The sequence below is a fragment of the Micromonospora sp. WMMD737 genome (assembly GCF_049179055.1).
In the GTDB taxonomy this organism is placed as follows: Bacteria; Actinomycetota; Actinomycetes; order Mycobacteriales; family Micromonosporaceae; genus Micromonospora; species Micromonospora reichwaldensis.
Genome location: NZ_JBMHMH010000001.1, coordinates 7163626 through 7190145, shown reverse-complemented (window position 1 = coordinate 7190145; position 26520 = coordinate 7163626). Strand labels below are relative to the sequence as shown.

General features: G+C 73.8%; 24 protein-coding genes. 13 read left to right on the top strand and 11 right to left on the bottom strand.

The genetic code is table 11. The features are described from left to right. Positions 1 to 59 precede the first annotated feature (59 nt). On the bottom strand, positions 60 to 785 hold the full coding sequence (locus tag ACN27A_RS31800; RefSeq protein ID WP_132235916.1) for a PP2C family protein-serine/threonine phosphatase: 726 nt from the start codon (positions 783 to 785) through the stop codon (positions 60 to 62). A gap of 228 nt (positions 786 to 1013) precedes the next feature. Here ACN27A_RS31800 and ACN27A_RS31795 point away from each other — a divergent pair, with 228 nt between their 5' ends. From ACN27A_RS31795 to ACN27A_RS31785, 3 genes are all read left to right on the top strand, one after another. Continuing rightward, a complete protein-coding gene (locus tag ACN27A_RS31795; RefSeq protein WP_421458145.1) occupies positions 1014 to 3626 on the top strand; it encodes a glycoside hydrolase family 9 protein in 2613 nt (870 codons plus the stop codon). A 185-nt stretch (positions 3627 to 3811) separates the two neighbouring features. After that, on the top strand, positions 3812 to 4714 hold the full coding sequence (locus ACN27A_RS31790) for a hypothetical protein (protein ID WP_421458144.1): 903 nt from the start codon (positions 3812 to 3814) through the stop codon (positions 4712 to 4714). A gap of 165 nt (positions 4715 to 4879) precedes the next feature. Next, complete coding sequence (locus tag ACN27A_RS31785) at positions 4880 to 5413, top strand: GNAT family N-acetyltransferase (RefSeq protein WP_421458143.1); 534 nt, start codon at positions 4880 to 4882, stop codon at positions 5411 to 5413. A 193-nt stretch (positions 5414 to 5606) separates the two neighbouring features. Here the strand turns inward: ACN27A_RS31785 and ACN27A_RS31780 are convergent, their stop codons facing one another. The 3 genes from ACN27A_RS31780 to ACN27A_RS31770 are packed head-to-tail and all read right to left on the bottom strand — an operon-like array spanning position 5607 to position 8316. Then, positions 5607 to 6572, bottom strand: a complete 966-nt coding sequence (locus tag ACN27A_RS31780; RefSeq protein WP_421458142.1) for a TIGR03885 family FMN-dependent LLM class oxidoreductase — start codon at positions 6570 to 6572, stop codon at positions 5607 to 5609. 55 nt (positions 6573 to 6627) lie between these two features. Next, positions 6628 to 8040: an NADP-dependent succinic semialdehyde dehydrogenase gene (locus ACN27A_RS31775; RefSeq protein ID WP_421458141.1), complete on the bottom strand. Its 1413-nt coding sequence runs from the start codon at positions 8038 to 8040 to the stop codon at positions 6628 to 6630. A 12-nt stretch (positions 8041 to 8052) separates the two neighbouring features. Beyond that, positions 8053 to 8316, bottom strand: a complete 264-nt coding sequence (locus ACN27A_RS31770) for a DUF6343 family protein (RefSeq protein WP_421458140.1) — start codon at positions 8314 to 8316, stop codon at positions 8053 to 8055. A 289-nt stretch (positions 8317 to 8605) separates the two neighbouring features. On the opposite strand from ACN27A_RS31770, the gene ACN27A_RS31765 reads away from it, so the two are divergent. Continuing rightward, complete coding sequence (locus ACN27A_RS31765; protein ID WP_421458139.1) at positions 8606 to 9229, top strand: antibiotic biosynthesis monooxygenase; 624 nt, start codon at positions 8606 to 8608, stop codon at positions 9227 to 9229. A 144-nt stretch (positions 9230 to 9373) separates the two neighbouring features. Continuing rightward, a complete protein-coding gene (locus ACN27A_RS31760) occupies positions 9374 to 10225 on the top strand; it encodes a GDSL-type esterase/lipase family protein (protein WP_421458138.1) in 852 nt (283 codons plus the stop codon). Positions 10226 to 10286: 61 nt separating this feature from the next. On the opposite strand, the gene ACN27A_RS31755 is transcribed toward ACN27A_RS31760, so the two are convergent. From ACN27A_RS31755 to ACN27A_RS31745, 3 genes are all read right to left on the bottom strand, one after another. After that, a complete protein-coding gene (locus ACN27A_RS31755; RefSeq protein WP_421458137.1) occupies positions 10287 to 11045 on the bottom strand; it encodes an EcsC family protein in 759 nt (252 codons plus the stop codon). A 38-nt stretch (positions 11046 to 11083) separates the two neighbouring features. Beyond that, positions 11084 to 11227, bottom strand: a complete 144-nt coding sequence (locus tag ACN27A_RS31750; protein WP_357579935.1) for a hypothetical protein — start codon at positions 11225 to 11227, stop codon at positions 11084 to 11086. Positions 11228 to 11330: 103 nt separating this feature from the next. Beyond that, entirely contained in the window at positions 11331 to 12167 is an 837-nt protein-coding gene (locus ACN27A_RS31745; RefSeq protein ID WP_421458136.1) for a peptidase M23, read from the bottom strand. A gap of 417 nt (positions 12168 to 12584) precedes the next feature. On the opposite strand from ACN27A_RS31745, the gene ACN27A_RS31740 reads away from it, so the two are divergent. The 3 genes from ACN27A_RS31740 to ACN27A_RS31730 are packed head-to-tail and all read left to right on the top strand — an operon-like array spanning position 12585 to position 14683. Then, positions 12585 to 13505 carry a PAC2 family protein gene (locus tag ACN27A_RS31740; protein ID WP_132235896.1) on the top strand — a complete coding sequence of 307 codons (921 nt, stop codon included), beginning with the start codon at positions 12585 to 12587 and terminating at the stop codon, positions 13503 to 13505. A 37-nt stretch (positions 13506 to 13542) separates the two neighbouring features. After that, positions 13543 to 14340: an exodeoxyribonuclease III gene (locus ACN27A_RS31735; RefSeq protein WP_421458135.1), complete on the top strand. Its 798-nt coding sequence runs from the start codon at positions 13543 to 13545 to the stop codon at positions 14338 to 14340. Positions 14341 to 14368: 28 nt separating this feature from the next. After that, positions 14369 to 14683, top strand: a complete 315-nt coding sequence (locus tag ACN27A_RS31730; RefSeq protein ID WP_327027597.1) for an antibiotic biosynthesis monooxygenase — start codon at positions 14369 to 14371, stop codon at positions 14681 to 14683. 155 nt (positions 14684 to 14838) lie between these two features. On the opposite strand, the gene ACN27A_RS31725 is transcribed toward ACN27A_RS31730, so the two are convergent. Together ACN27A_RS31725 and ACN27A_RS31720 are read right to left on the bottom strand one after the other, a co-directional pair. Further along, a complete protein-coding gene (locus ACN27A_RS31725; protein ID WP_421458134.1) occupies positions 14839 to 15516 on the bottom strand; it encodes a class F sortase in 678 nt (225 codons plus the stop codon). Between the two features lie 8 nt (positions 15517 to 15524). After that, complete coding sequence (locus ACN27A_RS31720) at positions 15525 to 16112, bottom strand: hypothetical protein (protein WP_421458133.1); 588 nt, start codon at positions 16110 to 16112, stop codon at positions 15525 to 15527. A 219-nt stretch (positions 16113 to 16331) separates the two neighbouring features. On the opposite strand from ACN27A_RS31720, the gene trmB reads away from it, so the two are divergent. Both trmB and ACN27A_RS31710 read left to right on the top strand, forming a co-directional pair. After that, positions 16332 to 16961 (top strand): tRNA (guanosine(46)-N7)-methyltransferase TrmB, encoded by a 630-nt coding sequence (trmB, locus tag ACN27A_RS31715; RefSeq protein WP_421458697.1) that lies wholly within the window; start codon positions 16332 to 16334, stop codon positions 16959 to 16961. A gap of 113 nt (positions 16962 to 17074) precedes the next feature. Beyond that, positions 17075 to 19579: a DEAD/DEAH box helicase gene (locus ACN27A_RS31710; protein WP_421458132.1), complete on the top strand. Its 2505-nt coding sequence runs from the start codon at positions 17075 to 17077 to the stop codon at positions 19577 to 19579. A gap of 89 nt (positions 19580 to 19668) precedes the next feature. On the opposite strand, the gene helR is transcribed toward ACN27A_RS31710, so the two are convergent. Together helR and ACN27A_RS31700 are read right to left on the bottom strand one after the other, a co-directional pair. Further along, complete coding sequence (gene helR, locus ACN27A_RS31705) at positions 19669 to 21816, bottom strand: RNA polymerase recycling motor ATPase HelR (RefSeq protein ID WP_421458695.1); 2148 nt, start codon at positions 21814 to 21816, stop codon at positions 19669 to 19671. A gap of 407 nt (positions 21817 to 22223) precedes the next feature. Continuing rightward, the gene (locus tag ACN27A_RS31700) at positions 22224 to 22607 is read right to left on the bottom strand and encodes a hypothetical protein (protein WP_421458131.1); all 384 of its coding nucleotides are present in this window, start codon (positions 22605 to 22607) and stop codon (positions 22224 to 22226) included. Between the two features lie 194 nt (positions 22608 to 22801). Between ACN27A_RS31700 and ACN27A_RS31695 the strand changes: the two genes are divergently transcribed. The 3 genes from ACN27A_RS31695 to ACN27A_RS31685 all read left to right on the top strand — a co-directional run bounded on the left by ACN27A_RS31695 (position 22802) and on the right by ACN27A_RS31685 (position 26509). Then, entirely contained in the window at positions 22802 to 23446 is a 645-nt protein-coding gene (locus ACN27A_RS31695; RefSeq protein WP_132235878.1) for a hypothetical protein, read from the top strand. 141 nt (positions 23447 to 23587) lie between these two features. Further along, positions 23588 to 25372 carry a hypothetical protein gene (locus tag ACN27A_RS31690; RefSeq protein WP_421458130.1) on the top strand — a complete coding sequence of 595 codons (1785 nt, stop codon included), beginning with the start codon at positions 23588 to 23590 and terminating at the stop codon, positions 25370 to 25372. 45 nt (positions 25373 to 25417) lie between these two features. Beyond that, the gene (locus ACN27A_RS31685; RefSeq protein WP_421458129.1) at positions 25418 to 26509 is read left to right on the top strand and encodes a glycosyltransferase family 2 protein; all 1092 of its coding nucleotides are present in this window, start codon (positions 25418 to 25420) and stop codon (positions 26507 to 26509) included. Positions 26510 to 26520: the final 11 nt, after the last annotated feature.

The following is a 26520-nucleotide window of genomic DNA, read 5'->3' as shown; positions in this document are numbered from 1 at the left end:
GTCGGCGACGCCACGAGGCTCCAGGGCGCTGAACCGGCTGGTTCGCTCGCGACGCTCGCTCACTCCTGCACGACGTCGGCGACGACCACCGTGACGTTGTCCGGCCCGCCGGCGCGCAGCGCCAGGTCGATCAGCCGGCGGGCGCAGTCCGCGCGGTCGGGGTGCTCGGCGAGCACCTCGGCGAGGGTGTCCGGGCGGACGACGTTGGACAGCCCGTCGCTGCACAGCAGCCAGCGGTCCCCGGCCCACGGCACCATCGTCGCGTACGCCGGGGAGACCTCCTCGCCCTGCAACGCCTGGGTGACCACGGCCCGGCGGGGGTGGCTGCTGGCCTGGTCGGCGGTGATCACCCCCTGGTCGACGAGCATCTGCACGAACGTGTCGTCGCGGGTGATCTGCTTGAGCACGCCTTCGCGGAACAGGTAGGCGCGGGAGTCGCCGACGTGGGCGAGGGCCAGGCAGCTGCCCGTCCGGGCGAAGAGCAGGGCGGTCAGCGTGGTGCCCATGCCCTGCCGCTCCGGATCCTCGGCGACCGCCTGGTGGATCCGCTCGGTGGCGAGCTGGATGCCGCTCTGCAGTGCGGCCACCAGCGCGTGCTCCGGGGTCTCCACGTCCAGCGGAGCGACCGCGTCGATGGCGATCGCGCTGGCCAGGTCGCCGGCCGCCATCCCGCCCATGCCGTCGGCGACGGCGACGAGCCAGGTGCCGGCGTGCAGGGCGTCCTGGTTTCCGCTGCGGATCAGCCCACGGTCGCTCGTTCCCACGGAACGCAGCTTCAGGGTCATGGGTGGCAGCCTGCCAGGCGGAGGGCTCAGTTGTCTCTAGGAGATCAGGACCTCGGCGCGTCGCGCGGCGAATCTCACTGTCCCGGGGGCCCGTCGGGCGGGCCCACGCCATCCAGCCGGGTCGATTGACAGGGTGCCGGAGGCACTGGAACCATCGACAGGACCTGGGAGCGCTCCCAGGTCGTCACCGCCATCCCCCGTCCCCGCAGTCGTCCGGAAGGAACACCCGTGACGCCATCCCGACGTCGCCTCGCGCTGCTCGCGACCGCGACCGCCCTCGCCCTGACCGGAGCCACCGCCGGCACGGCCCACGCCGAACCGCCCCCCGACGCCCCCGAGCAGATCGACAACGGCGACTTCAGCGCCGGCGTGTCCCCCTGGTTCTCCTACGGCACCGGCCCGCTCGCGGTCACCGACGGCCGGCTCTGCGCCACGGTGCCCGGCGGCCTGGCCAACCCGTGGGACGCCGGCATCGGCCAGGACGGCGTGCCGCTGGTCGCCGGGGCCGAGTACACGCTCGGCTTCGACGTCTCCGCCACCCCCGGCGCCGCCGTCAAGGCCGTCCTGCAACTGGGCACCGCCCCCTACACCACGTACGCCAGCGTCGACGCCACCGCCAGCGGCACCGCCCAGCGCTTCGAGAAGACGTTCACGGTGCCCGAGGCGAACCCGGCCGCCCAACTGATCTTCCAGGTCGGCGGTGCCGCCGCCGAGCAGACCGTCTGCCTGGACGACGTCTCGCTGCGCGGCGGCGACCCGCCCGCGCCGTACGTGCCCGACACCGGGCCACGGGTGCGGGTCAACCAGGTCGGCTACCTGCCCGGCGGGCCGAAGAACGCCACAGTGGTGACGACGGCGACCGAGGCCCTGCCCTGGCAGCTGAAGTCGGCCGCCGGCGCGGTCCTGGCCAGCGGCAGCACCACCCCGCGCGGCGTGGACGCCGCCTCCGGGCAGAACGTGCAGACGCTCGACTTCTCGTCGTACCGGACCCCGGGGGCGGGGCTGACCCTGACCGTCGACGGCGAGACCAGCCACCCCTTCGACATCTCCGGCACCCTCTACGACCGGCTGCGCGCCGACTCCCTCCAGTTCTTCTACGCCCAGCGCAGCGGCATCGCCATCGACGGCGACCTGATCGGCGCGGAGTACGCCCGCCCGGCCGGGCACCTCGACGTGGCACCCAACAAGGGCGACACCAACGTGCCCTGCCAGCCGGGCGTCTGCGACTACTCCCTGGACGTGCGCGGCGGCTGGTACGACGCCGGCGACCACGGCAAGTACGTGGTCAACGGCGGCATCGCCACCTACCAGCTGCTGAACACCTTCGAGCGGACCCGCACGGCCGCCACCGCCGGGCACGGCGCGGCCCTCGGCGACAGCACGCTGCGGGTGCCCGAGCGCGGCAACGGCGTACCGGACGTGCTCGACGAGGCGCGCTGGGAGCTGGAGTTCCTGCTGCGCATGCAGGTGCCGGCCGGCAAGCCGCTCGCCGGGATGGCCCACCACAAGATCCACGACCGGAACTGGACCGGGCTGCCGCTCGCCCCGCACGACGACCCCGAGCAGCGCGAGCTGCACCCGCCGTCGACCGCCGCCACCCTCAACCTGGCCGCCGTCGCCGCCCAGTGCGCGCGGCTCTTCGCCCCCTACGACGCGGCCTTCGCCAAGCGCTGCGACACGGCGGCGAAGACGGCCTACGCCGCCGCCAAGGCCAACCCGACGCGGTACGCCAGCCCCACCGACAGCACCGGCGGCGGCGCGTACGACGACACGAACGTCACCGACGAGTTCTACTGGGCCGCCGCCGAGCTCTTCCTGACCACCGGCGAGCAGCCGTACCTGGCGGACCTGACCGCGTCGCCGCACCACACCGGCAACGTGTTCGACCCGCGCGGCTTCGGCTGGCAGGGCGTCGCCGCCCTGGGCCGGCTCGACCTGGCCACCGTGCCGAACGGGCTGCCGGCCGCCGACCTGGCCCGCGTACGCGCCTCCGTCACCGCCGCCGCCGACGCCCACCTCGCCGAGGCGGCCCGGCAGGCGTACGGGCTGCCGATGCCCGGCGACGCCGGCAGCTACTTCTGGGGCGGCAACAGCAACATCATCAACAACGCGGTCGTGCTGGCCACCGCCTTCGACCTGACCCGCGACGCGAAGTACCGCGACGGCGCGGTGCAGGCGATGGACTACGTCCTCGGCCGCAACGCCCTGAACATCTCGTACGTGACCGGGTGGGGCGAGCACGCGGCCGAGAACCAGCACAGCCGGATCTTCGGCCACCAGCTCGACCCCGACCTGCCGAAGCCGCCCGCCGGCTCGCTGGCCGGCGGCCCGAACGCCGCCCTCCAGGACCCGTTCGCCGCCAAGCTGCTCGCCGGCTGCAAGCCGATGTTCTGCTACGTCGACGACATCAACTCGTACGCGACCAACGAGGTGGCGATCAACTGGAACTCGGCGCTGGCCTGGATCGCCTCGTTCATGGCCGACCAGGGTGACTCGAAGGCGGTGCCGGCGCCCACCTGCACCGCCACGTACACCAACTACGGCACCTGGGAGGGCGGCACCGGGTTCACCGCCCAGGTGACCATCCGCAACACCGGCACCAGCGCGATCGACGGCTGGGCGGCCCGCTTCGCCTTCACCGGCGACCAGAAGGTACGCGAGGCGTGGCTGGCCAAGGCGACCCAGGCGGGGGCCACGGTCACCGCCAAGAACGAGTCGTACAACGCCAGGATCGCCCCGGGCGGCACCGTCACCTTCGGCTTCAACGCGGTGACCGGCGGCGGCGCCAACCCGGCACCCGGCCTGATCACCGTCAACGGCGCGGCCTGCGCGCTCTCCTGACCGACCCGTGCTCCGGTACGCCCCGACGATCCGTCGCCCCGGCCGCACCGGCTGAGGATCGTCCCAGGTGACGAGCGCACCGCCCGCGTAACGGCCTCCCTCGGATCCCCGGGGGAGGCCGTTACCGGGTCCGGCCGTCGATTCTCGGTGGACGGCCTCCCGGGGCGTACGACAGGGTGTCCGACATGGACGACGCGGAGCGGCGGGTCTGGTCGCGACTGCCGGACGGCACCCGGAGCGCGCTGGCCGGCCTGAGCCCGGCGGACCTGCGCACGCTGCTGCTGGCGGTGGCCCGGGACCGGGCGGCGGCGGTACGCCCGGCGGACCTGGTCCGCCGCTGGCGCACGGACCGCTTCACCCGGCCGGCAGCGGCCGACCCCCGCGCGCTGGCCGCCGTCGAGGCCCGCCTGTGGGAACTGCTCCCGACGGAGTTCGCCGGCGTCGAACTCTCTCCCGTCGCGCCGCTCGGCACCTGCGCGGTCGTCACGCCGATGAGCCAGAACCGCATCGTCACCACCTTCCGCGCCACCGAGGTGCTCAGCGACCCCACCAACGCGCTCGCGATCGAGGCCGCGGTACGCCGCCGGGAGCAGCCGGCCGACGGCACCGTGCACCTGGCCGCCTGCCACCGGGTGCTGCGGGCGCAGGACTTCGGGCCGACCCGGTCGGCGCACTTCCAGCTCTTCACGCTGGTCTCCAGCGCCCGCGACACCGGCTCGGGGCGCACCGAGGCACGGCTGCTCACCCTGCACCTGGCGTACTGGCGCACGGTGCTCGCCACCCTGCTGCCGCAATCGGCGGCGGCCCGGGTGCGCCTGACCGTGCTGGACAGCCCCGTCGTCGGGGAACGGATCGCCGACACCGTCCGGCCGACGCTGGGCCCGTCGGGCGTACCGCTCGTTGACGAACCGGAGCGCCGACGCGGCCGGGGCTACTACGTCGACGCGGCGCTGCGGATCACCGCCGGCGAGGTCCAACTCGGCGACGGCGGCTTCACGGACTGGACCGCCAGGATGACGAGCGACGCCAAGGAACGCTGCCTGACCTCCTGCCTGGCCACGGAACCCCTGACCACCCTCACCCCCTGACCCCCTCACCCCTCCCTCCCACCCCGGCGTGGTCGATCATGTAGTTGTGGTGGGCGGCATGCCCTGGATCGCACCTTTCGCGGGGCACCACAACTGCATGATCGACGCAGTAGGGGCGGCACGGGCGGGGGCGGGGGCGGGGGCGGGTGTAGGAGCATGTCCGTCATGAGCGATCGAGGGAGCCTGGGGCTGCGGTGCGGCGGGCCCGACGACGCGCCCGCCGTGCTGCGGCTGCTCGACGACGCCACCGCCTGGCTGGCGGCGCGGGGCCGCACCGGCCAGTGGGGCACCGAAGCGGCCTCGACCGACCCGCGGCGGATCGCGCAGGCCGAGGCCTGGACGAGCGGCGGCGGGCTGTGGCTGGCGACGCTCGCCGACCGGCCGGTCGGCGCCCTGGTGGTCGGGACGGCGACCGAGTACGTGCCACCCGCCACCGAACCCGAGCTGTACGTGAACCTGCTGGTCACCGACCGCGCGCACGCCGGGTCGGGCATCGGCGGCCGGCTCCTGGCGCACGCCGCGGAGCTGGCCCGGGAGCGCGGGCTCGGCCTGCTGCGGGTGGACTGCTACGCGGGCGACGACGGTGCGCTGGTCCGCTGGTACGAGCGGCAGGGCTTCACCGCCACCGACCCGTTCACGGTCGAGCGCCCGGGCCGCGACCCGTGGCCCGGGCAGGTCCTCGCCCGCCGCCTGCCCTGACCCGCTCGCCCGTCGACACGGCTCGTCCCCGACAGCGGCCCGGGCCGCCACCGCTCAGCCGGCACCGCGCAGGCCCGGGCCGCCACCGCTCAGCCGGCACCGCGCAGGCCCGGGCCGCCACCGCTCAGCCGGCACCGCGCAGGCCCGGGCCGCCACCGCTCAGCCGGCACCGCGCAGGCCCCGACGGGACCGCTCAGCCGGCGCTGCGCAGCTTCGGCAGCACCTCGGCGCCGAACGCGTCGATGAAGTCCCGCTGCTCCTGCCCGACGTGGTGCAGGGCGATCTGGTCGAAGCCCAGCTCCAGGTACTCCTCCAGCCAGCCGACGTGCCGGCCGAGGTCGGCGGAGACGTTCACGACGTCGTGGACCTTCTCCATCGGCACGTCCCGCGAGACCACGTCGAAGTGCTCCGGGGTCTCCAGGTCCCAGCAGACCGGCGGGGCGAAGACGTTGCTGCGCCACTGGTCGTACGCGAGCCGCTCGGCCTCGGCCTGCTCCGGCGCCCAGCTCACGTGCACCTGGAGGTGCAGCGGCCCGCGCCCGCCGGCGTCCCGGTACGCGTCGATCATCTGCCGCAGGTGCGCGGTCGGGGCGTTCACGGTGATCAACCCGTCCGCCCACTCGGCGCACCAGCGGGCGGTGGCCACGCTGACCGCCGCCCCGATCAGCGCCGGCGGTTCCTCCGGCCGGGTCCACAGCCTCGCCCGGTCCACCTGGACCAGGCCGTCGTGGCTGACCTCCTCGCCGGCCAGCAGCGCGCGGATCACGTCCACGCACTCGCGCAGCCGGGCGTTGCGGACGTCCTTGCGCGGCCAGGCGTCGCCGGTGATGTGCTCGTTGCTCGCCTCGCCGGTGCCGAGGGCGGCCCAGAACCGGCCCGGGTACATCGCGCCCAAAGTGCCGATCGCCTGGGCGATGATCGCCGGGTGGTAGCGCTGACCGGGGGCGTTGACCACCCCGAACGGCAGGTTGGTCGCCTGGAGCGCGGCGCCGAGCCAGGACCAGGCGAAGCCGGACTGGCCCTGCCGCTCGCTCCAGGGCGCGAAGTGGTCCGAGGACATGGCGGCGTCGAAGCCGGCCCGCTCGGCGTGGATCACCGCCTCCAGCAGGGCGCGGGGATGGATCTGCTCGTGGGACGCGTGGAAGCCGAACACCGTCATGGCGTCATTCCGTACCCACGACGGCGTCCGGTTACGCCGACGGAGCCGGGCGGGGCTACTCCGCGTGCGCCCCGGCGCCGGCCGAGGCGGCCCCCTCGCCCACCCAGACCGTCTTGGTGTTGCAGAACTCCCGCATGCCGAGCGCGGAGAGCTCGCGGCCGTAGCCGGAGTTCTTCACCCCGCCGAAGGGCAGTTCCGGGTACGACGTGGTCATCCCGTTGACGAAGACGTTCCCGGCGTCGAGGTCGACGGCGAAGCGCTCCTGCTCCTCCGGGTCCCGGGTCCAGGCGTTGGCTCCCAGGCCGAAGGAGGTGCCGTTGGCCACCTCGATCGCCTCGTCGTACGACGACACCCGGTAGAGGCCCGCGACGGGCCCGAAGACCTCCTCGGACCACATCCGCATCTCCGGCCGCAGGTCGGTGACCACCGTCGGCGGGTAGAACCAGCCGGGGCCGGCGGGCGGCTCGCCGCCGCAGAGCACGGTGGCGCCCTTGTCGACGGCGTCGCGCACCTGGGCGTGGATCTCGTCCCGCCCACCCTCACTGGCCAGCGGGCCGACGTCGGTGCCGGCGTCCATCGGGTCGCCGACCCGCAGGGCCGACATGTTCGCGGCGAACTGCTCGGCGAAGGCGTCGAACACGTCGGCGTGCACGATGAACCGCTTCGCGGCGATGCAGGACTGGCCGTTGTTCTGGCAGCGGGCGGTGGTGGCGACCTCGGCGGCCCGGTCCAGGTCGGCCGAGGGCATCACCACGAACGGGTCGCTGCCGCCGAGCTCCAGCACGGTCTTCTTCAGCTCCCGGCCGGCGATCTGGGCGATCGAGCGGCCGGCGCCCTCGCTGCCCGTCAGCGTCGCCGCGCGCACCCGCGGGTCGCTGAGCACCCGGTCGACCTCGGCCGAGCCGACCAGCAGGGTGGTGAACGCCCCCTCGGGGAAGCCGGCGCGGCGGAACAGGTCCTCCAGCAGCAGCGCGGTCTGCGGCACGTTGGAGGCGTGCTTGAGCAGGCCGGTGTTGCCGGCCATCAGGGCGGGCGCGGCGAACCGCATCACCTGCCACAGCGGGAAGTTCCACGGCATCACCGCGAGCACCGGCCCGATCGGCTGGTAGCGGACGAAGGCCCGGGTGGCCTTGACCGCTCCCGCGTCGGCGGGCTCGTCGGCGAGGAACTCGGCCGCCTTCGCCGCGTAGAAGCGGCAGGCGGCGGCGCACTTGGTGACCTCCGCCTGGGCCGAGGCGTACGTCTTGCCCATCTCGGTGGTCATCAGCCGGGCGGTCTCGTCGCGCTCGGCCTCCAGCAGGTCGGCCGCCGCGTTCAGCCAGCGCCCGCGCTGGTCGACGGTGGTGCCGCGCAGCTGGCGGTACGCCAGGTCGGCCCGCTCGATCGCGGCGTCGATCTGCTCCGGCGACATCGGGTCGTAGGTCTTGAGCGTCTGTCCCGTGGCGGGATTGGTGCTCGCGATGGGCATCTCGTACTCCTGTCACTCGAAGAGTGAGTGGCGGGTTCCCGGTTCCTCCCGGCGGCGGGCGGCGCGGCGCCGCTGGATGATGATCAGATCGACCACGGCGACCACCGCGAAGACCACGCAGAGGACCCCGAGCCACACCAGGTCGGCGTTGAACGCCAGCACCGCGAAGACGGTCATGGTCACCAGACCGAACCCGGCGAGCAGGAGCCGCATGTTGAGCGCGCTGTAGGCGTGGCCGACCGTGCCACGGGCGCGCCGGGGCTGCGATCTCGTCATCTCACCGGCCTACCCCCGATCGACCCGCTTAACCCGACCCTGCGGTGGGCCCCGGGGCTCCCCCCCCTCGCCCCTCACGCGGGTTGGCCGGCCGCCACCCCGCAGATCGACCGCGCCGCCCTCGCCGGTCGACCGCGCCACCCCGCCGGTCGACCGCGCCGGTCCCGCCGGCCCGCCGGTCCCGCCGCGTCGGCCCTCGCGGTGGGCCGCGTCACCCCGCTGGTGGGGTGCGTTACACCGGTGGCCCGTGAGCCTGTCGAACCGGCTCCGAGCGGAGAGGATGGCCGGTATGACGATGACCCACGCGCTGCCGGTGACCGTCGCCGTCGCCCGGCGCACCGACCCCGCCCGGACCAGCGAGATGGTGGCCTGGATGCGGGCCGGCACGGCGCTGGCCGAGGCGTTCCCGGGGTTCCTCGGGTCCGGCTGGGTACGCAGCGCGCCCGGCTCCGGGGAGTGGCACATCATCTACCGCTTCGCCGACCACGACACGCTGCGCCGCTGGGAGGAGTCCCCGCAGCGGCACTGGTGGCTCTCCTCGGCGCAGGGCATCGTCGAGCACACGCGGGTCGAGCGGCGTACCGGCGTCGAGGGCTGGTTCGACCCGCCGCGCGAGCACGTGACGCAGACCGTGCCGGTCAGCGCCGAGCCGACGGTCCCGCCGCCCTCCCCGCCGCGCTGGAAGCAGGCGGTGACGATCTGGCTGGCGTTCTTCCCGCTCAGCCTGACCGCGACGCTGCTCACCAGCCGTTTCCTCCCGGACGTGCCGCTGGCCGCCCGGGTGCTGATGATGACCCTCACGCTGACCCCGCTGATGACCTACCTGGTGCTGCCCCGGATCACCCGGACCCTGCACTGGTGGCTGCACGGCCAGCCCGCGCCCTGGCGCGCCGACCCCCGCCTGGCCCGCTGACCCCGCCCGACGTATCGATCCGCTAGCATGCGAAGCCGCGCCGGAACAGCCCTCTGCCGCATTGTCGACAGCGGCGGGTGGCCCCGCCGGGGCCGCGCTTAGAGTTACCGCGCTGTCGCTCTCCGCTGCGGGACTGGGGATGGTATGCCTCGACGCTGGGTCACCGTGGCCGCCTGCCTGCTGGCGCTGGTCGCGCTCGCCTGCGAGGGCGGCGGGGAGCCCGGCTCCCGCCCACCACGGGAGACGCCGTCGCCCGGCTCGCCCGGCGGCATCGCGGCCCTCGGCGACTCGATCAGCACCGGCTTCGGCTCCTGCCTGGTGCTCGTCTCGTGCGAGCGCAACTCCTGGTCCACCGGCGACGGGCTGCGCGTCGACAGCCTCTACCGGCGGCTGCTCGACCGGAACCCGGCGATCCGGGGCAGGGCCCACAACCACGCCAGCCCCGGGGCCCGCGCGGCGTCGCTGGAGGGGCAGGCCCAGCGGGCGGTACGCGACCGCGTCGACCACGTCACCGTGCTGATCGGCGCCAACGACGTGTGCCGGGGCGGCATCGAGGCGATGACCCCGGTGAAGCAGTTCCGCGCCGACGTGGACCGCGGCCTGCGGGTGCTGCGGAAGGGGCGGCCGAAGGCCCGGGTGCTGGTGGTGAGCGTGCCCAACCTGCACCGGCTCTGGGAGGTCGGGCACACCGACGCGCGGGCGGTGCGGGCCTGGAAGCGGGGCGTCTGCCCGGCGCTGCTGGCGAATCCCACCTCGACGGACCCGCTCGACCGGGCCCGCCGGGCGGCCGTGCGGGAGCGGATCGCCGACTACAACGCCCAGCTCGCCGCCGCCTGCCGGGCGTACGGCTCGCGCTGCCGGCACGACGGCGGGGCGGTGCACCGGGTGCGGTTCGACCTGGAGCTGGTCAACCCGCTGGACTGGTTCCACCCCAACGCCGCCGGGCAGGACCGGCTGGCCGACGTGGCGTGGCGCGCCTCGGGCCTCGGCTCCTGACCCTGCCGGCCGACCGCGCGCCCACAGGGGCGGGCGGTCGGGCGGCGGGTGGCAGCCGGCGTCAGGGCCGGCGGGGTTCGGGGACGGTCGGTCCGCCGTACTGGCGGTAGAGGGCGTGGGAGCGCACGGCGAGGTCCTTGGTGGCCGACGAGTTGGCCCAGGTGCCGAGCACGATCGCCGCGCCGGGCACCACCTTGGCGAAGATCCGCTTCGCCGCGCGCACCCCGGCCATCTGGGCCAGTCGCACCCCGAGGCGCAGCATGACCTTGCCGAGCGGGTTCTGCCCCCCGCTGCCGAAGAGTGCCCCGGCGCGCTCCCGGCCGGCGGCCACCCCGAGCGCGAGCCGGGCGCTCTCGGCGACCTTGTGCACCTTCTGCAACACCAGCAGGTCGGTGGCCCGGTCGCCGTGCAGCGGGTCGACCCCGTACGCGGCGGCGACGTGCAGCACCATCCGGGCCTGGGTCCAGGCCAGGATCCCCACGTCGATCACGGCGCCGGGCAGCCCGGCGGCGCCCGAGACCGCCCCCGAGAGCCGGGCGTGGTTGACGAACTTGCGTACCGCCTGCTCCGCCAGGGCCTCGGCGGGGACGCCGGGCTGCTCGGCCCGGGCCCGGGCGGCCCACTGCGCCGCCTCCGGCCCCAGCCGGCGTACGGCCTCCAGGGCGAGGTGCTCCGGAGCGTACTGCGGGTCCTCCCGCATCCGGTCCCAGAGCTTGAGCGGCGGCGCCTCGGTGGCCTCCTGCGTCGGTACCGGAACCACGGCCGGCGGCTGAGGTCCTCCGGCGACGTGCTGGTCGTCGGCGGGCGCGGGATCGGTCACAGGGTCTCCCGGGGGTCGGAGAGGTCGGCGGTGACGGGTCAGCGGCGGTTCTGGAGCTTGGCCGCGAGACCCCGGAGCTTCTGCTGGGTGGCGGGCTTGGCCAGCTCGCGACGGCCACGGTCGACCATCTGCTGACCCTTGGGCGAACGCAGGAAGGTGCTGATCCGCTGCATCAGTGACATGTCGTCCTCCAGTCGGTGGTGCCTGTTCCATGTGTACCTCGGAGCGACAACTCATGTACCCCGGATGCGCGAACCGCAACCGTCCACTGTGGTTGGTGAAAGCCTACTGCCCGGCCTCCAGGCACGCCGCGACGACCTTGGTGGCGCGCCACTCGTGCTTGGCGTAGTGCTCCGGGTAGGCGGAGATCTGCACCGCCTGGGCGGCGTCGGTGAGCCGCATCTGCTGCCAGCCCGGCACCCGCGCCAGCGCCGAGAGGAACTGCCGGGTGGCGAATTCCGGGTCCATCAGCTCACCGACCTCGCCCCAGCCGCTGCTGGAGCGCTGCTGGAACAGCCCGACCGAGTCGTGGTCCCACCCGATGCCCTGGTGCGGGTACTCGCGGGACTCCGGGAGCACCCCGCTGGCGACGTTGTAGAGGTTGCTCTCCTGCATCGCGGTGGCGACCGCGATCACCAGCGCGCGCCGGGGCATCCCCATCTCGCGCCCGGTCCGCACGATCTCCTCGGCGTTCTCCATCTGGGCGTCGTCGAGCCCGACGACCGGGGCGGGGTCGACCGGCTTGCGGGTGGTCTTCTCCGGTGCCGGGGTGGCGGTGTCGGGGTCGGCGGCGCGGGTCGGGCTGGCGGAGGCGGCGACGCGTTCCACCTTGCGGGAGGCCGGGTCCGGCTCGGCGCGCTCGGCGAGCGCGGAGGGGGCGGCGGCGGGGGCCGGGTCGGCGGAGTCGTCCCGCGCGCCCTGGGCGACGGCGGTCAGGCCGAGGCAGCACAGCACGCCGGTGGCGAGGGCGATCCGGGCCCGGGCGGGCCCGCGGTTCAGCAGGTGGGCGTATGCCCCGGCGGCACGGAGGGCGGTTGACCGAACGTACGAGGGGGTATCGTTCGAACGGCCAACCGGGTCACCGGGGGCGATCTGGTCGTCGAGGGTGCGGTCGTCACGCATCAGCCGAGGCTAGGCAGGCCCACCCGGCGATCACCCCGGGTGATCTCGTGGCTTTCCTCACGATTTGGGCCGGGTCGGGTGGACGCCCCTGCCGCCCCGGGCAGCCCGGGGGACGGACCTCGCGGACCGGTCAGACCTCCGGGTCGCCCCGGCCCGCCCCTGCGCGCCCGGAACACGGACAAACCCCCGCTGCCCGGTCCATGATCCCCAAACTCGCCCGTTCGGCCGATAGCCTGGTCGTCCTGACGGTCAGCGTTCCTCGTCCGCCGGTGGGCTTGCGGGCATACGCCCGATTACCGGACAGGTGACGACCCGCGGCGGGGCGCGGCGAGGAATGCACGAGGATGGCGGGTACGTTCCCCGAACCGGGTGCCCTCGCGCGGCGACCCGTACGCACGACCAGGGAGGTCCGCACCGGTGCTCGACCCACACGAGCTCTACGAGCTCACCGACGATCTGCCCGACCTAGGTCAGCCGGTCCTGATCCAGACCCTCACCGGCTTCGTCGACGCCGGCAGCGCCACCCGACTGGCCAGGGAGCAGCTGCTCACCTCCCTGGACGCCCGCCCGATCGCCCGGTTCGACGTCGACCAGCTCTTCGACTACCGCTCGCGCCGCCCGGTGATGACCTTCGTCGAGGACCACTGGGAGGCGTACGACGCCCCGGAGCTGGAGCTGCACCTGCTCCGCGACGACGACGAGACCCCCTTCCTGCTGCTCACCGGCCCGGAGCCGGACCTGCAGTGGGAGCGCTTCGTGGCCGCGGTGGCCGGCATCTCCGCACGGCTGGACGTCCGGCTCACCGTCGGGCTCAACTCGATCCCGATGGCCGTGCCGCACACCCGGCCCGCCGGGGTGACCGCACACGCCACCCGCCGCGAGCTGATCGCGGGCTACGAGCCGTGGTTGCAGCGGGTGCAGGTGCCGGGCAGCGTCGGGCACCTCCTGGAGTACCGCCTCGGCGAGCTGGGCCGTGACGCCCTCGGCTTCGCCGCCCACGTGCCGCACTACGTGGCGCAGACGGAGTACCCGGCCGCCGCCGAGGTGCTGCTCGCCTCCGTGTCCCGCAGCACCGGGCTGCTGCTGCCCCGCGACGGTCTGCGTTCGGCGGCCGAGGTGGTCCGGGTGGAGATCGACCGGCAGGTCGCCCAGACCGACGACGCCGCCCAGCTGGTGCAGGCCCTCGAGGAGCAGTACGACGCGTTCGCGCGCGGCCGGGGCGAGCGGAACCTGCTGGCCGCCGAGGCCGGGCCGCTGCCCACCGCCGACGAGCTGGGCGCCGAACTGGAGCGGTTCCTGGCCGAGCAGACCCGCCCGGGCGACACCCCGGGCAGCTGAACCGGCGACGCGCGCGGGGATGGGGCAGGCTGGTCACATGCGCCTGGCGACCTGGAACGTGAACTCGGTGAAGGCCCGCCTGCCCCGGCTGCTGGACTGGTTGGCGGGCACGGGGCCCGACGTCGTCTGCCTTCAGGAGACGAAGTGCCCGGACGGCGCCTTCCCGGTGACCGAGGTGGGCGAGCTGGGCTACACGGTGGCCAGCCACAGCGACGGCCGGTGGAACGGGGTGGCGATCCTGTCCCGGGTCGGCCTGGCCGACGTCACGGTGGGGTTCCCCGGCGAACCGGGCTTCCCCGATCCCGAGGCCCGGGCCATCTCGGCCACCTGCGACGGGGTCCGGGTCTGGTCGGTGTACGTGCCGAACGGCCGGGCCCCGGACGACCCGCACTACGCGTACAAGCTCGCCTGGTTCGCGGCGCTGCGGGACGCGGTCGAGGCGGAGCTGACCGGCGGCCTGCCGCTGGCGGTCTGCGGCGACTTCAACGTGGCGCCCACCGACGCAGACGTCTGGGACCCGGCGTTGTTCACCCACTCCACGCACGTCACCCCGGCGGAGCGGGCGGCCCTCGCGGCGCTGCGCGACCTCGGGCTCTCCGACGTGGTGCCCACGCCGATGAAGGGCCCGCACCCGTTCACCTACTGGGACTACCGGGCCGGCATGTTCCACCAGAACAAGGGCATGCGGATCGACCTCGTCTACGCCTCGGCGCCGTTCGCCCGGGCGGTCCGCTCCGCGTACGTGGACCGGGAGGCGCGCAAGGGCAAGGGGCCCTCCGACCACGCGCCGATCGTGGTCGACGCCGACCTGGTTCCGGCCGTCGAGTCGTTCTGAGCCCCGACCTCGTCGCTAGGGTGGAGCCATGGCAGTCGTGAAGATCAACGCGATCGACGTCCCTCCCGGCGCGGGCGAGGAACTGGAGAAGCGGTTCGCCGCCCGGGCCGGGGCCGTGGAGAACTCCCCCGGCTTCCTCGGCTTCGAACTGCTGCGCCCGGTGGCCGGGGAGAACCGCTACTTCGTGTACACCCGCTGGGAGACCGAGGAGGCTTATCAGGCATGGGCCGCCGGCCCCTCCCGTGCCGCCCACGCCGGGACGGGCGAGAAGCGTCCCCCGGTCGCCTCCGGCGCCACCCTCCTGGAGTTCGAGGTCGTCCAGCAGGTCCCACCCCGCCCCTGACCCCCCTCCCTCCCCCGCCCCTGACCCCCCTCCCTCCCCCGCCCCTCCCCGCCCCCTCCCCAACGCGTTGATCATGAGGTTGGCGTCGAAGTCGATCTCCGTGGATGCCGCCAACCTCATGATCGACGGGATCGGGGGGCCGGAACGCGGGAGGGTCAGGCAGGGCGGGAGGAGAGCAGGGTGGCGAAGGCGATGATGTTGTCGGCGTAGCCCGTCCGGCCGCCGAGCCAGTCGCCGCCGCAGGTGATCAGGCGCAGGCCCGCGGGGCCCTCGTCGCCGTAGACCCGCTCCGCCGGCAGCCGCTCCTTGGGGAAGTGCTCCACGGAGTCGACCCGGAACACCACGACCGATCCGTCCGCCCGGGCCACCTCGACGGTGTCGCCCGGGCGCAGCTTGTGCAGGTCGTAGAAGACCGACGGGCCGCGCTTGGTGTCCACGTGCCCGACGATGACCGACGGGCCCGGCTCGCCCGGGGTGGGGCCCCGGTCGTACCAGCCGGTCTCGTCGGCCCGCTCCAGCGGCGGGACGGCGATGGAACCGTCCCGGGCCTGGCCGACGGGGGCCACCGGGGCGGACACCTTGATCGCGGGAATCGACAGGCGCACCGGCCGGCTGGCCGCCAGCGCGCCGTTCTCGCTGCGGGCCGGCCGGTCCTGTCCCCCGCCGGCGGCCCAGTCGAACGGCCCGGCGGTGCGCCCCAGGCCCGCGCCGGTGGCGAAGACCCCGGCCAGCACCAGCACCACGGCCAGCGGCACCGACCAGGGGCGGCGTCCGGGCGGCCGCGGGCTGCGGGCCGCTGCGGCGGCCGGCTGCGGGGCGGGTGTGGGGACCATGACCGGGCTCAGCGTCGGGCGGTACGCGGGCGGCGCGCCGACCGGACCGCGAGCACGATGCCGGTCACGATCAGCGCGAGGCCACCCGGAAGCAGCAGCCCACCCGTGACGCCACCTGCGCCTCCGCCGAACCCGGTCGCCGGGCCGCGACTGGGCTTCACGGCCTTGACGACCTGGAGCATGGTCGAGGCGGTCTCGCCGTCGCGGCACTCCAGCTTGATCCGGTAGTTGCCGGGCCGGGTGCGCTCCCGCACCATCGGCGCGGCCGTCAGCGTGCTGCCCTGCGGCTGCACCTGCACCCGGCCGAAGGCGTCCGAGACCACGGTCGCGGGGACCGAGTTGTCCTGGCAACTGGCCCGGATCCCCACCAGGAAGCCGGGCTCGACGGTGCTCGGGCTGACCTCGACGAAGACGCGCGGCCCCGGCGGCCCCGGCTGGGGCGCGCCGGCCCGGGCCAGCAGGGCGACGTTGGGCGGCTGGGCCACACCGGGCACGGCGGTGGCCGGCTGGACGGCCGGGGCCGGCGAGGCCGCGAGCAGGGGACCGGCGACCACGGTCACGATCGCCAGCGCCACACCGCCGCGGTGCACCGACATGACGCCCCCTCCCGGCGCGTTGGGGCAGTGCCGGGCACTACCAGACGCCCGGTCTGCCGTACGGGATGGATCCTCTCATCCTTGGGCGAACATCACATCCGATTCGGCGCGGTCGTCGCGTACCCTCGGGTCGTTGTGACCTCCACCGACTCCCCCGCCGCCGTCCCCGCGCCCGCCGCCGCCCGGACGATCCGGACCTTCCATCCGCGCCGTGGCCGGATGAGCAGCCGCCAGACGGACGCCCTCGACCGGCTCTGGCCGGTCTACGGCCTGGACGTGCCCGAGCGGCCCGGCACGCCGGTGGACCTGGCCGGCCTGTTCGGCCGACGGGCCCCGCTGGTGCTGGAGATCGGTTCCGGGATGGGCGACACCACGGCCGAGATGGCCGCCGCCGACCCCGACCGAGACTATCTGGCGGTCGAGGTGCACACGCCCGGGATCGCCAACCTGCTGGACCTGGTGGACCGGCACGGCCTGCGCAACGTACGGGTGGCGCAGGGCGACGCGCTGGACCTGGTCGCGGGCCTGCCGGAGGCGTCGCTGGCCGCGGTGCACGTCTTCTTCCCCGACCCCTGGCCCAAGTCCCGACACCACAAGCGGCGGATCATCCAGCCGGCCCACGTGGCGCTGCTGCGCTCCCGGCTGGTGCCCGGCGGCACCCTGCACTGCGCGACCGACTGGGCCGAGTACGCCGAGGCGATGCGCCAGACCCTGGACGCCGACCCGGGGCTGGCGAACGCGCACGACGGCTTCGCGCCCCGCCCCGCCCACCGCCCGGTCACCAAGTTCGAGCGCCGGGCCCTGCGGGCGGGTCGCCCGATCTTCGACCTGATCCACCGCCGGCCGTGAAAGGAAGGGCCCCCTGTCAACGGATTCCGTTGTACAGGGGGCCCTTCCTCACACCTCGGGCGCGCGGAGCCGGTTGGCGTTCGGGGGCATGGTCCAGGCACCATGGACGCGCTATGACGCTCACCGCCGCGCTGCCGACAAGCGCCGACCCCGACACCCTCTTCGACGCGTTCGCCGGCTGGGCGAAGGAGCGCGGCCTCGACCTCTACCCCCACCAGGAGGAGGCGGTCATCGAGATCGTCTCCGGCGCCAACGTGATCATGAATACGCCGACCGGCTCGGGCAAGAGCCTGGTCGCGATCGCGGCGCACTTCGCGGCCCTGGCCGACGACCGGACGACCTTCTACACCGCCCCGATCAAGGCGCTGGTGTCGGAGAAGTTCTTCGCCCTCTGCGAGGTCTTCGGCGCGGACAACGTGGGCATGCTGACCGGCGACGCCAGCGTCAACGCCGACGCGCCGATCATCTGCTGCACCGCCGAGATCCTCGCCAACCTGGCGCTGCGCGAGGGCGACCGGGCCGACGTCGGCCAGGTGGTCATGGACGAGTTCCACTTCTACGCCGAGCCCGACCGGGGCTGGGCGTGGCAGGTGCCGCTCATCGAGCTGCCGCAGGCGCAGTTCGTCCTGATGTCCGCCACGCTGGGCGACACCACCCGCTTCGTCGACGACCTGACCCGGCGCACCAACCGGCCCACCGCCGTCGTCCGCTCGGCCGAGCGGCCGGTCCCGCTGATCTTCTCGTACGCGATGACGCCGCTGCACGAGACCCTGGAAGAGCTGCTGGAGACGAAGCAGGCACCCGTCTACGTCGTGCACTTCACCCAGGCCGCCGCCCTCGAACGCGCCCAGGCGCTGATGAGCGTCAACGTCTGCACCCGCGCCGAGAAGGACATGATCGCCACCGCGATCGGGAACTTCCGGTTCACCTCCGGGTTCGGCAAGACCCTGTCCCGGCTGGTCCGGCACGGCATCGGCGTGCACCACGCCGGGATGCTGCCCAAGTACCGCCGGCTCGTCGAGACCCTCGCCCAGGCCGGCCTGCTCAAGGTCATCTGCGGCACCGACACCCTCGGCGTCGGCATCAACGTGCCGATCCGCACCGTGCTCTTCACCGGCCTGTCCAAGTACGACGGGGTGCGTACCCGGCTGCTCAAGGCCCGCGAGTTCCACCAGATCGCCGGCCGGGCCGGGCGGGCCGGGTTCGACACCGTCGGCCGGGTCGTCGTGCAGGCCCCCGAGCACGTCATCGACAACGAGAAGGCGCTCGCCAAGGCCGGCGACGACCCGAAGAAGCGGCGCAAGGTCGTGCGCAAGAAGCCGCCGGAGGGGTCGATCGGCTGGGGCAGGCCCACCTTCGACCGCCTGGTCGAGGCCGAGCCGGAGCCGCTCACCTCCAGCTTCCAGGTCAGCCACTCGATGCTGCTCAACGTCATCGGCCGGCCCGGCGACGCGTTCGCCGCGATGCGGCACCTGCTCACCGACAACCACGAGGACCGCGCCGCCCAGCGCCGGCACATCCGGCGGGCCATCGCCATCTACCGGGCGCTGCGCGCGGGCGGGGTCGTCGAGCAGCTCGACGAGCCCGACGAGACCGGGCGTCGGGTCCGCCTCACCGTCGACCTCCAGCTCGACTTCGCCCTCAACCAGCCGCTCTCGCCGCTGGCGCTGGCCACGATCGAGCTGCTCGACGTCGAGTCCCCCGCGTACGCCCTCGACGTGCTCTCGGTGGTCGAGTCGATCCTGGACGACCCGCGCCAGGTGCTCTCCGCGCAGCAGTTCAAGGCGCGCGGCGAGGCGGTCGCCGCGATGAAGGCCGAGGGCATCGAGTACGAGGCCCGCCTCGAGCTCCTCGACGGGGTGACCCACCCGAAGCCCCTCGCGGAGCTGCTGGACTCGGCGTACGAGATGTACCGGCAGGGGCACCCGTGGGTGGCCGACCACCAGCTCTCCCCCAAGTCCGTCGTCCGGGACATGTACGAGCGGGCGATGACCTTCACCGAGTACGTGCAGTTCTACGGGCTGACCCGGTCGGAGGGCCTGGTCCTGCGCTACCTCGCCGACGCGTACAAGACGCTGCGCCAGACGGTGCCCGAGGACGCCAAGACCGAGGAGCTGGTCGACCTCATCGAGTGGCTCGGCGAGCTGGTCCGGCAGGTCGACTCCAGCCTCATCGACGAGTGGGAGCGGCTGCGCAACCCCACCGACGCCGCCGAGGCGGCCGAGGCCCTGGACGACCGCGTGCCGGCGGTCACCCGTAACGCCCGGGCCTTCCGGGTGCTGGTGCGTAACGCCCTGTTCCGCCGGGTCGAGCTGGCCGCCCTGCGCCGCTGGTACGACCTCGGCGAGCTGGACGCCGCGTCGGGCTGGGACGCGGACGCCTGGGCCGACGCCCTGGAGCCGTACTTCGAGGCGTACGACTCGATCGGGGTGGGTCCGGACGCCCGCGGCCCGGCGCTGCTGATGATCGATCAGGGCCGGGAGCGGTGGACGGTCCGGCAGATCCTCGACGACCCCGAGGACGACCACGACTGGGGGATCAGCGCCGAGATCGACCTCGCGGCCTCCGACGAGGCGGGCGCGGCGGTCGTCCGGATCACCTCGGTCGGCCAGCTCTAGCCACCGCCACGACCGTGGAGCCGCCCCGCCGCGGGCTCCGCTGACGCCGCGCGTCCCGCCGCCTGCCGGGACGCGCGGCGGTCGCGTCGTCAGGAGGTGGTGAGGACGACGAGCTGCCGGGTCGACCGGGTCATCGCGACGTAGCGGTCGACCGCTCCCTCGACGCCGGCGCCGAACGCCTCCGGGTCGACGAGGACGACCAGGTCGAACTCGAGCCCCTTCGCCAGCTCGGGGGTCAGCGACCGGACGCGGGACGTCGCCCGGAACGTGGGGTCGCCGATGACGCAGGCGGTCCCCTCGGCGTGGGCGGCGAGCCAGGTGTCGAGGATCGCGTCCCGATCGGCGGCGGATCCGCGTACGACGGGAGCGCCGCCGCCGCGGATGGAGGTCGGCACGTTGGCGTCGGGGAGCACGGCCCGGATGACGGGCTCGGCCTCCGCCATGACCTCCTGCGGCGTCCGGTAGTTGACGGTCAGGGAGGTCACGGTGATCCGGTCGAGCCCGACGCGCTCCAGCCGTTCCCGCCACGACTCGGTGAACCCGCGCCGGGCCTGGGCGCGGTCCCCGACGATGGTGAAGCTCCCCGACGGGCAGCGCAGCAGCAGCATCTGCCACTCGGCGTCGGTCAGCTCCTGAGCCTCGTCCACCACGATGTGGGCGAACGGTCCGGCGAGCAGGTCCGGCTCCACGTGGGGCAGGGCGGTCTCGTCGACCAGGGCGTCCTGGAGGTCCAGCTGGCGCAGGCTCGACAGCACGCCCTCGCCGTCGTCGTAGGCGTCGGCCTCGATCAGGTCGTCGACGACGGCGGCCATGCGCGCGCGTTCGACGGCGACGACGGCCTCCTGCCGGCGCCTGCGCCCGGACGCCTCCGCGTCGCCGAGCCGCTGCCGCGCCGCGTCCAGCAGCGGCAGGTCGGACACCGTCCACGCCCCGGCGTCGCGGCGCTGGAGGGCGCGGACCTCGTCGGGGCTGAGCCAGGGAGCGCACCGGCGCAGGTAGGCGGGCACCGACCACAGGTCGCCGACGAGGTCGGTCGCCTCGATCAACGGCCAGGCCCGGTTGAACGCCGTACGCAGCTCCCGGTTGCGCAGCAGCGAGGCGCGGACCACGTCGTCGGGCTCGTCGCCGTCGTACTTCTCCACCAGGATCGTGAGCAGCTCCTCCCAGACCTCGTCGCGCGCCTCGTTGTGGGGCGTACCGGGCCCCGGCGCCTCGAACGCCTCGGCCCAGTCGGCGGCGCGCAGCCGGATGTCGGCCTCGTCCGTGCTGACCGTCATCGGGGCGCTCGGCGGCTCCTCGTAGAACCTGACGGCCGACTCGATCGCCTTCACCATCTCCGCCGACGACTTCAGGCGGGCCACCTCCGGGTCGGTCTCGACGCTCGCCGAAGCCCCCTCGGGCACGAGGTCGCGCAGGGTGCAGGTCTGCACCTCCTCCTCCCCCAGGCTGGGCAGCACGTCGGAGACGTACGCCAGGTAGGGCTGGTGCGGCCCGACGAACAGCACCCCGCCCCGGCGGTGACCGAGGCGCGGGTCGGCGTAGAGCAGGTACGCGGTGCGGTGCAGCGCGACGACGGTCTTGCCGGTGCCGGGACCGCCGTCCACGACGAGCGCCCCGCTCGACCCCGCGCGGATGATGGCGTCCTGGTCGGCCTGGATCGTGCCGAGCACGTCGCGCACCCGCGGCGACCGGCTGGCGCCCAGGCTGGCGATGAAGGCGGACTGGTCGTCGAGCGCGGCGGCGTGCCCCTCGAGGGCGTCCGGGGTGAACACCTCGTCCCAGTAGTCGGTGATCCGGCCGCGCGTCCAGCGGTACCTGCGGCGGCTCGCCAGGCCCATCGGGTTGGCTTGGGTCGCCGCGAAGAACGGCTCGGCCGCGGGGGAACGCCAGTCGAGCAGCAGCCGCCCGCCCGCGCCGTCGGTGAGGCCGCGCCGTCCGACGTACACGGGCGCGGGATCGTCGGCGCCGACCATGCGGCCGAGGCACAGGTCCACGCCGAAGCGGCGCAGTGTGCGCAGGCGGGCGGCCAGCCGGCGGACCTCCATGTCCCGGTCCACCGCCTGCCGGCCCTTGCCGCCGGGGGCCCGGCGCTCGGCGTCGAGGCGGTCGGACAACTCGGTGCCCGTCCGCTCGATGCTCCCGGCGACCGCCGCGAAGTGCTGCTCGTCGGCGGCGATCAGCGTCGGGTCGGCCTTGGCGGCGAGGCGGTCGGGAAGGTCGAACACGCTGGTCGTCAGGCGATCCACGTCGGTAACTCCACTCTCGTTTCCGGCTCCTGGCCCGCGATGCCGTGCGCCGCACGCGCGCACCGGGCGTCCGGCCATCGGCTCGACGTTTCCATTCGGCCGTACGTCGACGGCGACCCATGCTGTCGCTGGTCCCGTTTCCGCAGCTCGCGGCCTCGGCCGGTGATTCTGCGGCACGAATGGGGTCTTGCCGCAAGCCCCCGGGTGCGATATACCTTGAAAAGGGAAAGGGGTGAACACACTCCCTTTCCCTTTGTTTCTTTCCGGGGCGCGGAAAGCCTTTCGGAATCGGCGCCGCACAAGATGGCACCGCACAAGGCGGCAGCGGGGCGCGCCTCGGCGCGGGCCGTCGGCGCGGATCTCCCGCGGGCGCGTCGGGGCCCGTCCTCGCGCGGCTGCTACGCGCTGGGTACGCGAACCACGTCGTCGAAGAGTTCCTGCAGTCGGTTCCGGCAGCGCAGCAGCAGGCCGGTGATCTCGTCGAACGTCATTGCGTCCACCCGGCCGTGCTCCGACCACAGCGCCCGAACGGCTCTCTGGCTCTGCGTCAGATACAGCGCCGCGGAGTCGAGCAACCTGCTGAACTCGTCGTGGCGGTCCGCGGCGGCGAACCGGACCAGGTCGCGTGCGGCCAGCAGGGGATCTCCGGGGACCGCGAAGACGGTCGCCGGATCGTCGCCTGCCTGGTCCGCCACGATCCGCGCGAGGAAGTACTCGAGTTCGGCCGCGGCCAACGTCAGCCTGCCGACTGCCAGGACCGTCTCATCGGTGAGCCGCTGCATCGGCTCACCGTATCCGAGCACCGGCCCACGGCACCCCACCTCCCCGCGTGTCCCGGCTCCCCCGCGCCTCGATCAGCCGGTGCCGGTCGGCCGTCGGCGGACCGGGCGAGACAGTCCCCGCGAACCCTGGGAGATGTCACACCTGTCGATTAGAATGTGTGTACTAATCGAGGTCCTGACCTGGGAGGACGCCCGTGACCACGCCCGCCTCCGCCCCACCCACCCCCTACGCCACCCTGCTCGGCTTCACCCGCTACGTCGACCGCACCGGCCCGACCAAGGCCACCTTCGTCGGGGGCCTGCGCAAGCAGCGGGCCAGCCGCTCCGGCTTCAACCCGCACGGCCAGTTCGTCAAGGCGCTCAAGGCCGACATCGCCTTCCACACCGGCGGCACCCACCTCGACCAGGTGGTCGACGTGGTCAAGCCCCGCTGGCGACCGCTCTACCAGGCCCTCGTCCCCGGCGCGACGACCTGGCTGCGCTCCCTCGGCGAGCCGAGGGCCGTCGACCTCGCCCAGACCCGCGACGCGCTCGCGATGCTGGGCGACCTGCCCGTCAAGGTCAACCCCCAGTTCGGCGTACGGCACGCCGACGGTCGCGTCGAGGCCGTCCGACTGCACTTCGACGAGGCGCCGCCCAGCGAGGAGGCGACGCTCGCCACCCTGCACCTGATGGCCCGGCACATGGACGCGGTGCTCCCGCACGCCGAGCCGGTCCTGGTCGACGTCCGCCGTGGCGAGGCCCACCGCATGCCCGCCGACGCCCGCCCGGAGCAGATCGAGCGCTGGCTGGCCGGCGAGGCGGCGGCCTTCCGGGCCATCTGGGCCACCGCCGCCTGATCCCTGCCCACCACCCACCCGATCCCGCTCGCCCGGTCCGGCCGACGTGGCCGGGCCGGGCGGCTCGACCGACCCGCCCGGAAGCCCATATCCCGGGCGGCGGATCGACACGGCGGCCACCATCGTGAATCATCTATCTTCATGACCACCGGGTCCACGGACGCCCAACCGTCCGCCGAAATCGCCGACCACGACCAGGCTCCCGACCCCGGGGACCCCGGCCGACGGGACCGGTGGGGCTGGCTGCGCCACGAATGGACGCTGGCGGTGCTCGGCGGGCTGCTGCTGGCGGTGGTGCTGACCTGGCCGACGATGCGACATCCGGCGAGCACCATCCCCGGCGACATCGGCGACCCCACGTTGCAGTCGTGGCAGATGGCCTGGGCCGGGCACGCCGTGCTCAACAACCCGACCGGTCTCTGGCACTCGAACACGTTCTTCCCCGAGACCTACACGTACGCCTACAGCGACACCCTGCTCGGCTACGCCCCGTTCGGGATGCTCGGCTCGGGCTTCGAGGCCGCCCTGGTCCGCTACAACGTGATGTACGTGCTGGTGCACGCGTTGGCCTTCATCGGGGCGTACGCGCTGGCCCGGCAGCTCGGGGCGGGCCGGCTGGGCGGGGCGGTCGCCGGGATCGCGTGGGCGTACGCGCCCTGGCGGCTGGCGCACTCCGGCCACCTGAACATCCTGTCCAGCGGCGGGATCGCGTTGTGCCTGGCGATGCTGGCGCGCGGCCACGGCTGGTCGCTGCGGCACGGCTACCGGCCGGAGCGGCGGCGACCGGGCTGGGCCTTCGCGGGATGGCTCGTCGCCGCCTGGCAGATCAGTCTGGGCTTCGGCATCGGGCTGCCACTGGTCTACTTCCTGCTGGCCGCGGTGCTGGTCGGGGCCGGCGGCTACGGCTGGTCGTGGTGGCGGCGCGGGCGACGACCCGCGTTCGGCCGGCGGCTGCTGGTCGCCGACGTGGCCGGTGGCGCCGTCTTCGGCGCGGTGACGCTCCTGCTGGGCCTGGTCTACCTGAAGGTCGTCGACCTCAACCCGCAGGCCGAACGGTCGTTGGCCTGGACGGAGATGTTCTCGCCGCCGCTGATCGGCTTCGTCACCGCCCCGGCGGACTCGTGGTGGTGGGGCGAGCGGCACGCGGCGGCGCGGGAACAGCTGTCCTGGCCGCCGGAGATGGCGCTGCTGCCCGGGATGGTCCTGCTCGCGTTGGCCGCGGCGGGGCTGTTCGTCTCGGTCTACCCGGCCCGGCGCCGGGTCGCGTTGGCGCTCGGCGTGCTCGGCACGGTGCTGCTGGGCCTGGGCGTCACCCTCGGCGGCGACGGCGATCCGGGCTACCTGACGCTGTCGAAGCACCTGCCGGGCTGGGACGCGCTGCGGACGCCGGGCCGGATGATGCACTGGACGAGCCTGCTGCTGGCGGTGCTGGCGGCCGGCACGGTGACGGTGTTCGCCACGGCGGTGCGGCGCTGGTCGTCCCGGGGCTGGGCCAGGCTCCTGGCACCGGTGCTCCTGCTGGTGCCGCTGGCCCTGGTCGGGCTGGAGGGGGTCAACCGGACGCCGCATCCGGTGGTGCCGACGCCGCCGGCCGCGATGCGTACGGCGGCGGACCCGATGCTGGTGCTGCCCGCCGGCGGCGCGGTCGACCTGATCTTCATGTTGTGGACGACGGACGGGTTCCCCCGGGTCACGAACGGGCTGGGCGGGTTCGAGCCGGTGACCCAGGCGCAGACCCGGGTCGCGACGGCCACCTTCCCCGACGCGGGCAGCGTCGCGTACCTGCGCGGCATCGGGGTGCGGTCCGTGGTGGCCCTGCCGGGCTGGACCGCCGGGACGCCCTGGGAGGGCATCGCGGACCGGCCGATCGACGGGCTCGGCATCACCCGGGAGGAGATCGATGGTGTGCTGGTCTACCGCCTCTGAGCGGGGCGGCGCGGGGCGGGCGTCCTCGGGCGCCGGCCGGGCGGGGTGACGCAGGTGCGCCTGTCTCTGGTGGTGCCCTGCTTCAACGAGGAGGCCTCGGTGGAGCGCCTGCACACGGCGGTGACCGCCGCGGTCGCGGAGCTGACCGACGTCGAGATCGAGGTGGTCTACGTCGACGACGGCAGCTCCGACGGCACCCTCGTGGCGCTGCGTCGGCTCGCCGCCGCCGATCCCGCCGTGCGCTACACGTCGCTGAGCCGCAACTTCGGCAAGGAGGCGGCGATGCTGGCCGGGCTGGAGCGGGCCACGGGGGACGCGGTGGTCATCATGGACGCCGACCTCCAGCACCCGCCCCGGCTGTTGCCCGACATGGTCGCGTTGTACCGGCAGGGTTTCGACCAGGTCATCGCGCGCCGGGACCGGCGCGGTGACCGCCTCGTCCGGATGCTGGCCTCGCGGTCCTTCTACCGGGTGGTCAACTGGTGGATCGACGTGCGACTGCTGGACGGGGCGGGCGACTTCCGGCTGCTGTCCCGGCTGGCGGTGGACGCGGTGCTGGCGATGCCGGAGTACAACCGCTTCTCCAAGGGGCTGTTCTCCTGGATCGGCTTCCGCACGGTGGTGGTCGCGCACCGCAACGAGACCCGGCAGGCGGGCCGGAGCAGGTGGACGTTCGGCAAGCTGTTCAACTACGCGTTCGACGGGCTGCTGTCGTTCAACAACCGGCCGCTGCGGCTGGCGATCTACGGCGGCCTGTTCCTCACCCTGATCGCGGTGGTCTACATGGCCTGGGTGGTCGCCGACGCCGTCAGCAAGGGAATCGACGTTCCCGGCTACACCACCATCATCGTCAGCGTGATCGGTCTCGGCGGCATCCAGATGACGATCCTGGGCGTGATCGGGGAGTACATCGGCCGGATCTACTACGAGACCAAGCGTCGGCCGCACTACCTGGTCCAGGAGACCGAGGACCTCCTCACGCAGCACGGGGAGACGCCCCGGGTGCCGGACCAGCCGGCGGTGCACCCGGCCGAGCGGGTCCGGCAGGGCGGGCCGGCCCGCGAGAACCTCTCCCGGTACCGCTCGCTGCGGCGCGCCGCCGGCGAGTCCGTGACGGGCGACGCGCGGCAGCCGTAGCGGCTGCCGCG

Excerpts from the sequence above, each read along its gene's own strand:
- ACN27A_RS31735 (WP_421458135.1), top strand. The coding sequence starts at position 13,543 with ATGCGCCTGGCGACCTGGAACGTGAACTCGGTGAAGGCCCGCCTGCCC.
- ACN27A_RS31770 (WP_421458140.1), bottom strand. The coding sequence starts at position 8,316 with ATGACGAGATCGCAGCCCCGGCGCGCCCGTGGCACGGTCGGCCACGCC.
- ACN27A_RS31690 (WP_421458130.1), top strand. The coding sequence starts at position 23,588 with ATGACCACCGGGTCCACGGACGCCCAACCGTCCGCCGAAATCGCCGAC.
- ACN27A_RS31745 (WP_421458136.1), bottom strand. The coding sequence starts at position 12,167 with ATGCGTGACGACCGCACCCTCGACGACCAGATCGCCCCCGGTGACCCG.
- ACN27A_RS31780 (WP_421458142.1), bottom strand. The coding sequence starts at position 6,572 with ATGACGGTGTTCGGCTTCCACGCGTCCCACGAGCAGATCCATCCCCGC.
- ACN27A_RS31765 (WP_421458139.1), top strand. The coding sequence starts at position 8,606 with ATGACGATGACCCACGCGCTGCCGGTGACCGTCGCCGTCGCCCGGCGC.
- ACN27A_RS31790 (WP_421458144.1), top strand. The coding sequence starts at position 3,812 with ATGGACGACGCGGAGCGGCGGGTCTGGTCGCGACTGCCGGACGGCACC.
- ACN27A_RS31760 (WP_421458138.1), top strand. The coding sequence starts at position 9,374 with ATGCCTCGACGCTGGGTCACCGTGGCCGCCTGCCTGCTGGCGCTGGTC.
- ACN27A_RS31720 (WP_421458133.1), bottom strand. The coding sequence starts at position 16,112 with ATGTCGGTGCACCGCGGCGGTGTGGCGCTGGCGATCGTGACCGTGGTC.
- ACN27A_RS31710 (WP_421458132.1), top strand. The coding sequence starts at position 17,075 with ATGACGCTCACCGCCGCGCTGCCGACAAGCGCCGACCCCGACACCCTC.
- ACN27A_RS31730 (WP_327027597.1), top strand. The coding sequence starts at position 14,369 with ATGGCAGTCGTGAAGATCAACGCGATCGACGTCCCTCCCGGCGCGGGC.
- ACN27A_RS31785 (WP_421458143.1), top strand. The coding sequence starts at position 4,880 with ATGAGCGATCGAGGGAGCCTGGGGCTGCGGTGCGGCGGGCCCGACGAC.
- ACN27A_RS31725 (WP_421458134.1), bottom strand. The coding sequence starts at position 15,516 with ATGGTCCCCACACCCGCCCCGCAGCCGGCCGCCGCAGCGGCCCGCAGC.
- ACN27A_RS31800 (WP_132235916.1), bottom strand. The coding sequence starts at position 785 with ATGACCCTGAAGCTGCGTTCCGTGGGAACGAGCGACCGTGGGCTGATC.
- ACN27A_RS31775 (WP_421458141.1), bottom strand. The coding sequence starts at position 8,040 with ATGCCCATCGCGAGCACCAATCCCGCCACGGGACAGACGCTCAAGACC.
- ACN27A_RS31750 (WP_357579935.1), bottom strand. The coding sequence starts at position 11,227 with ATGTCACTGATGCAGCGGATCAGCACCTTCCTGCGTTCGCCCAAGGGT.
- trmB (WP_421458697.1), top strand. The coding sequence starts at position 16,332 with ATGAGCAGCCGCCAGACGGACGCCCTCGACCGGCTCTGGCCGGTCTAC.
- ACN27A_RS31700 (WP_421458131.1), bottom strand. The coding sequence starts at position 22,607 with ATGCAGCGGCTCACCGATGAGACGGTCCTGGCAGTCGGCAGGCTGACG.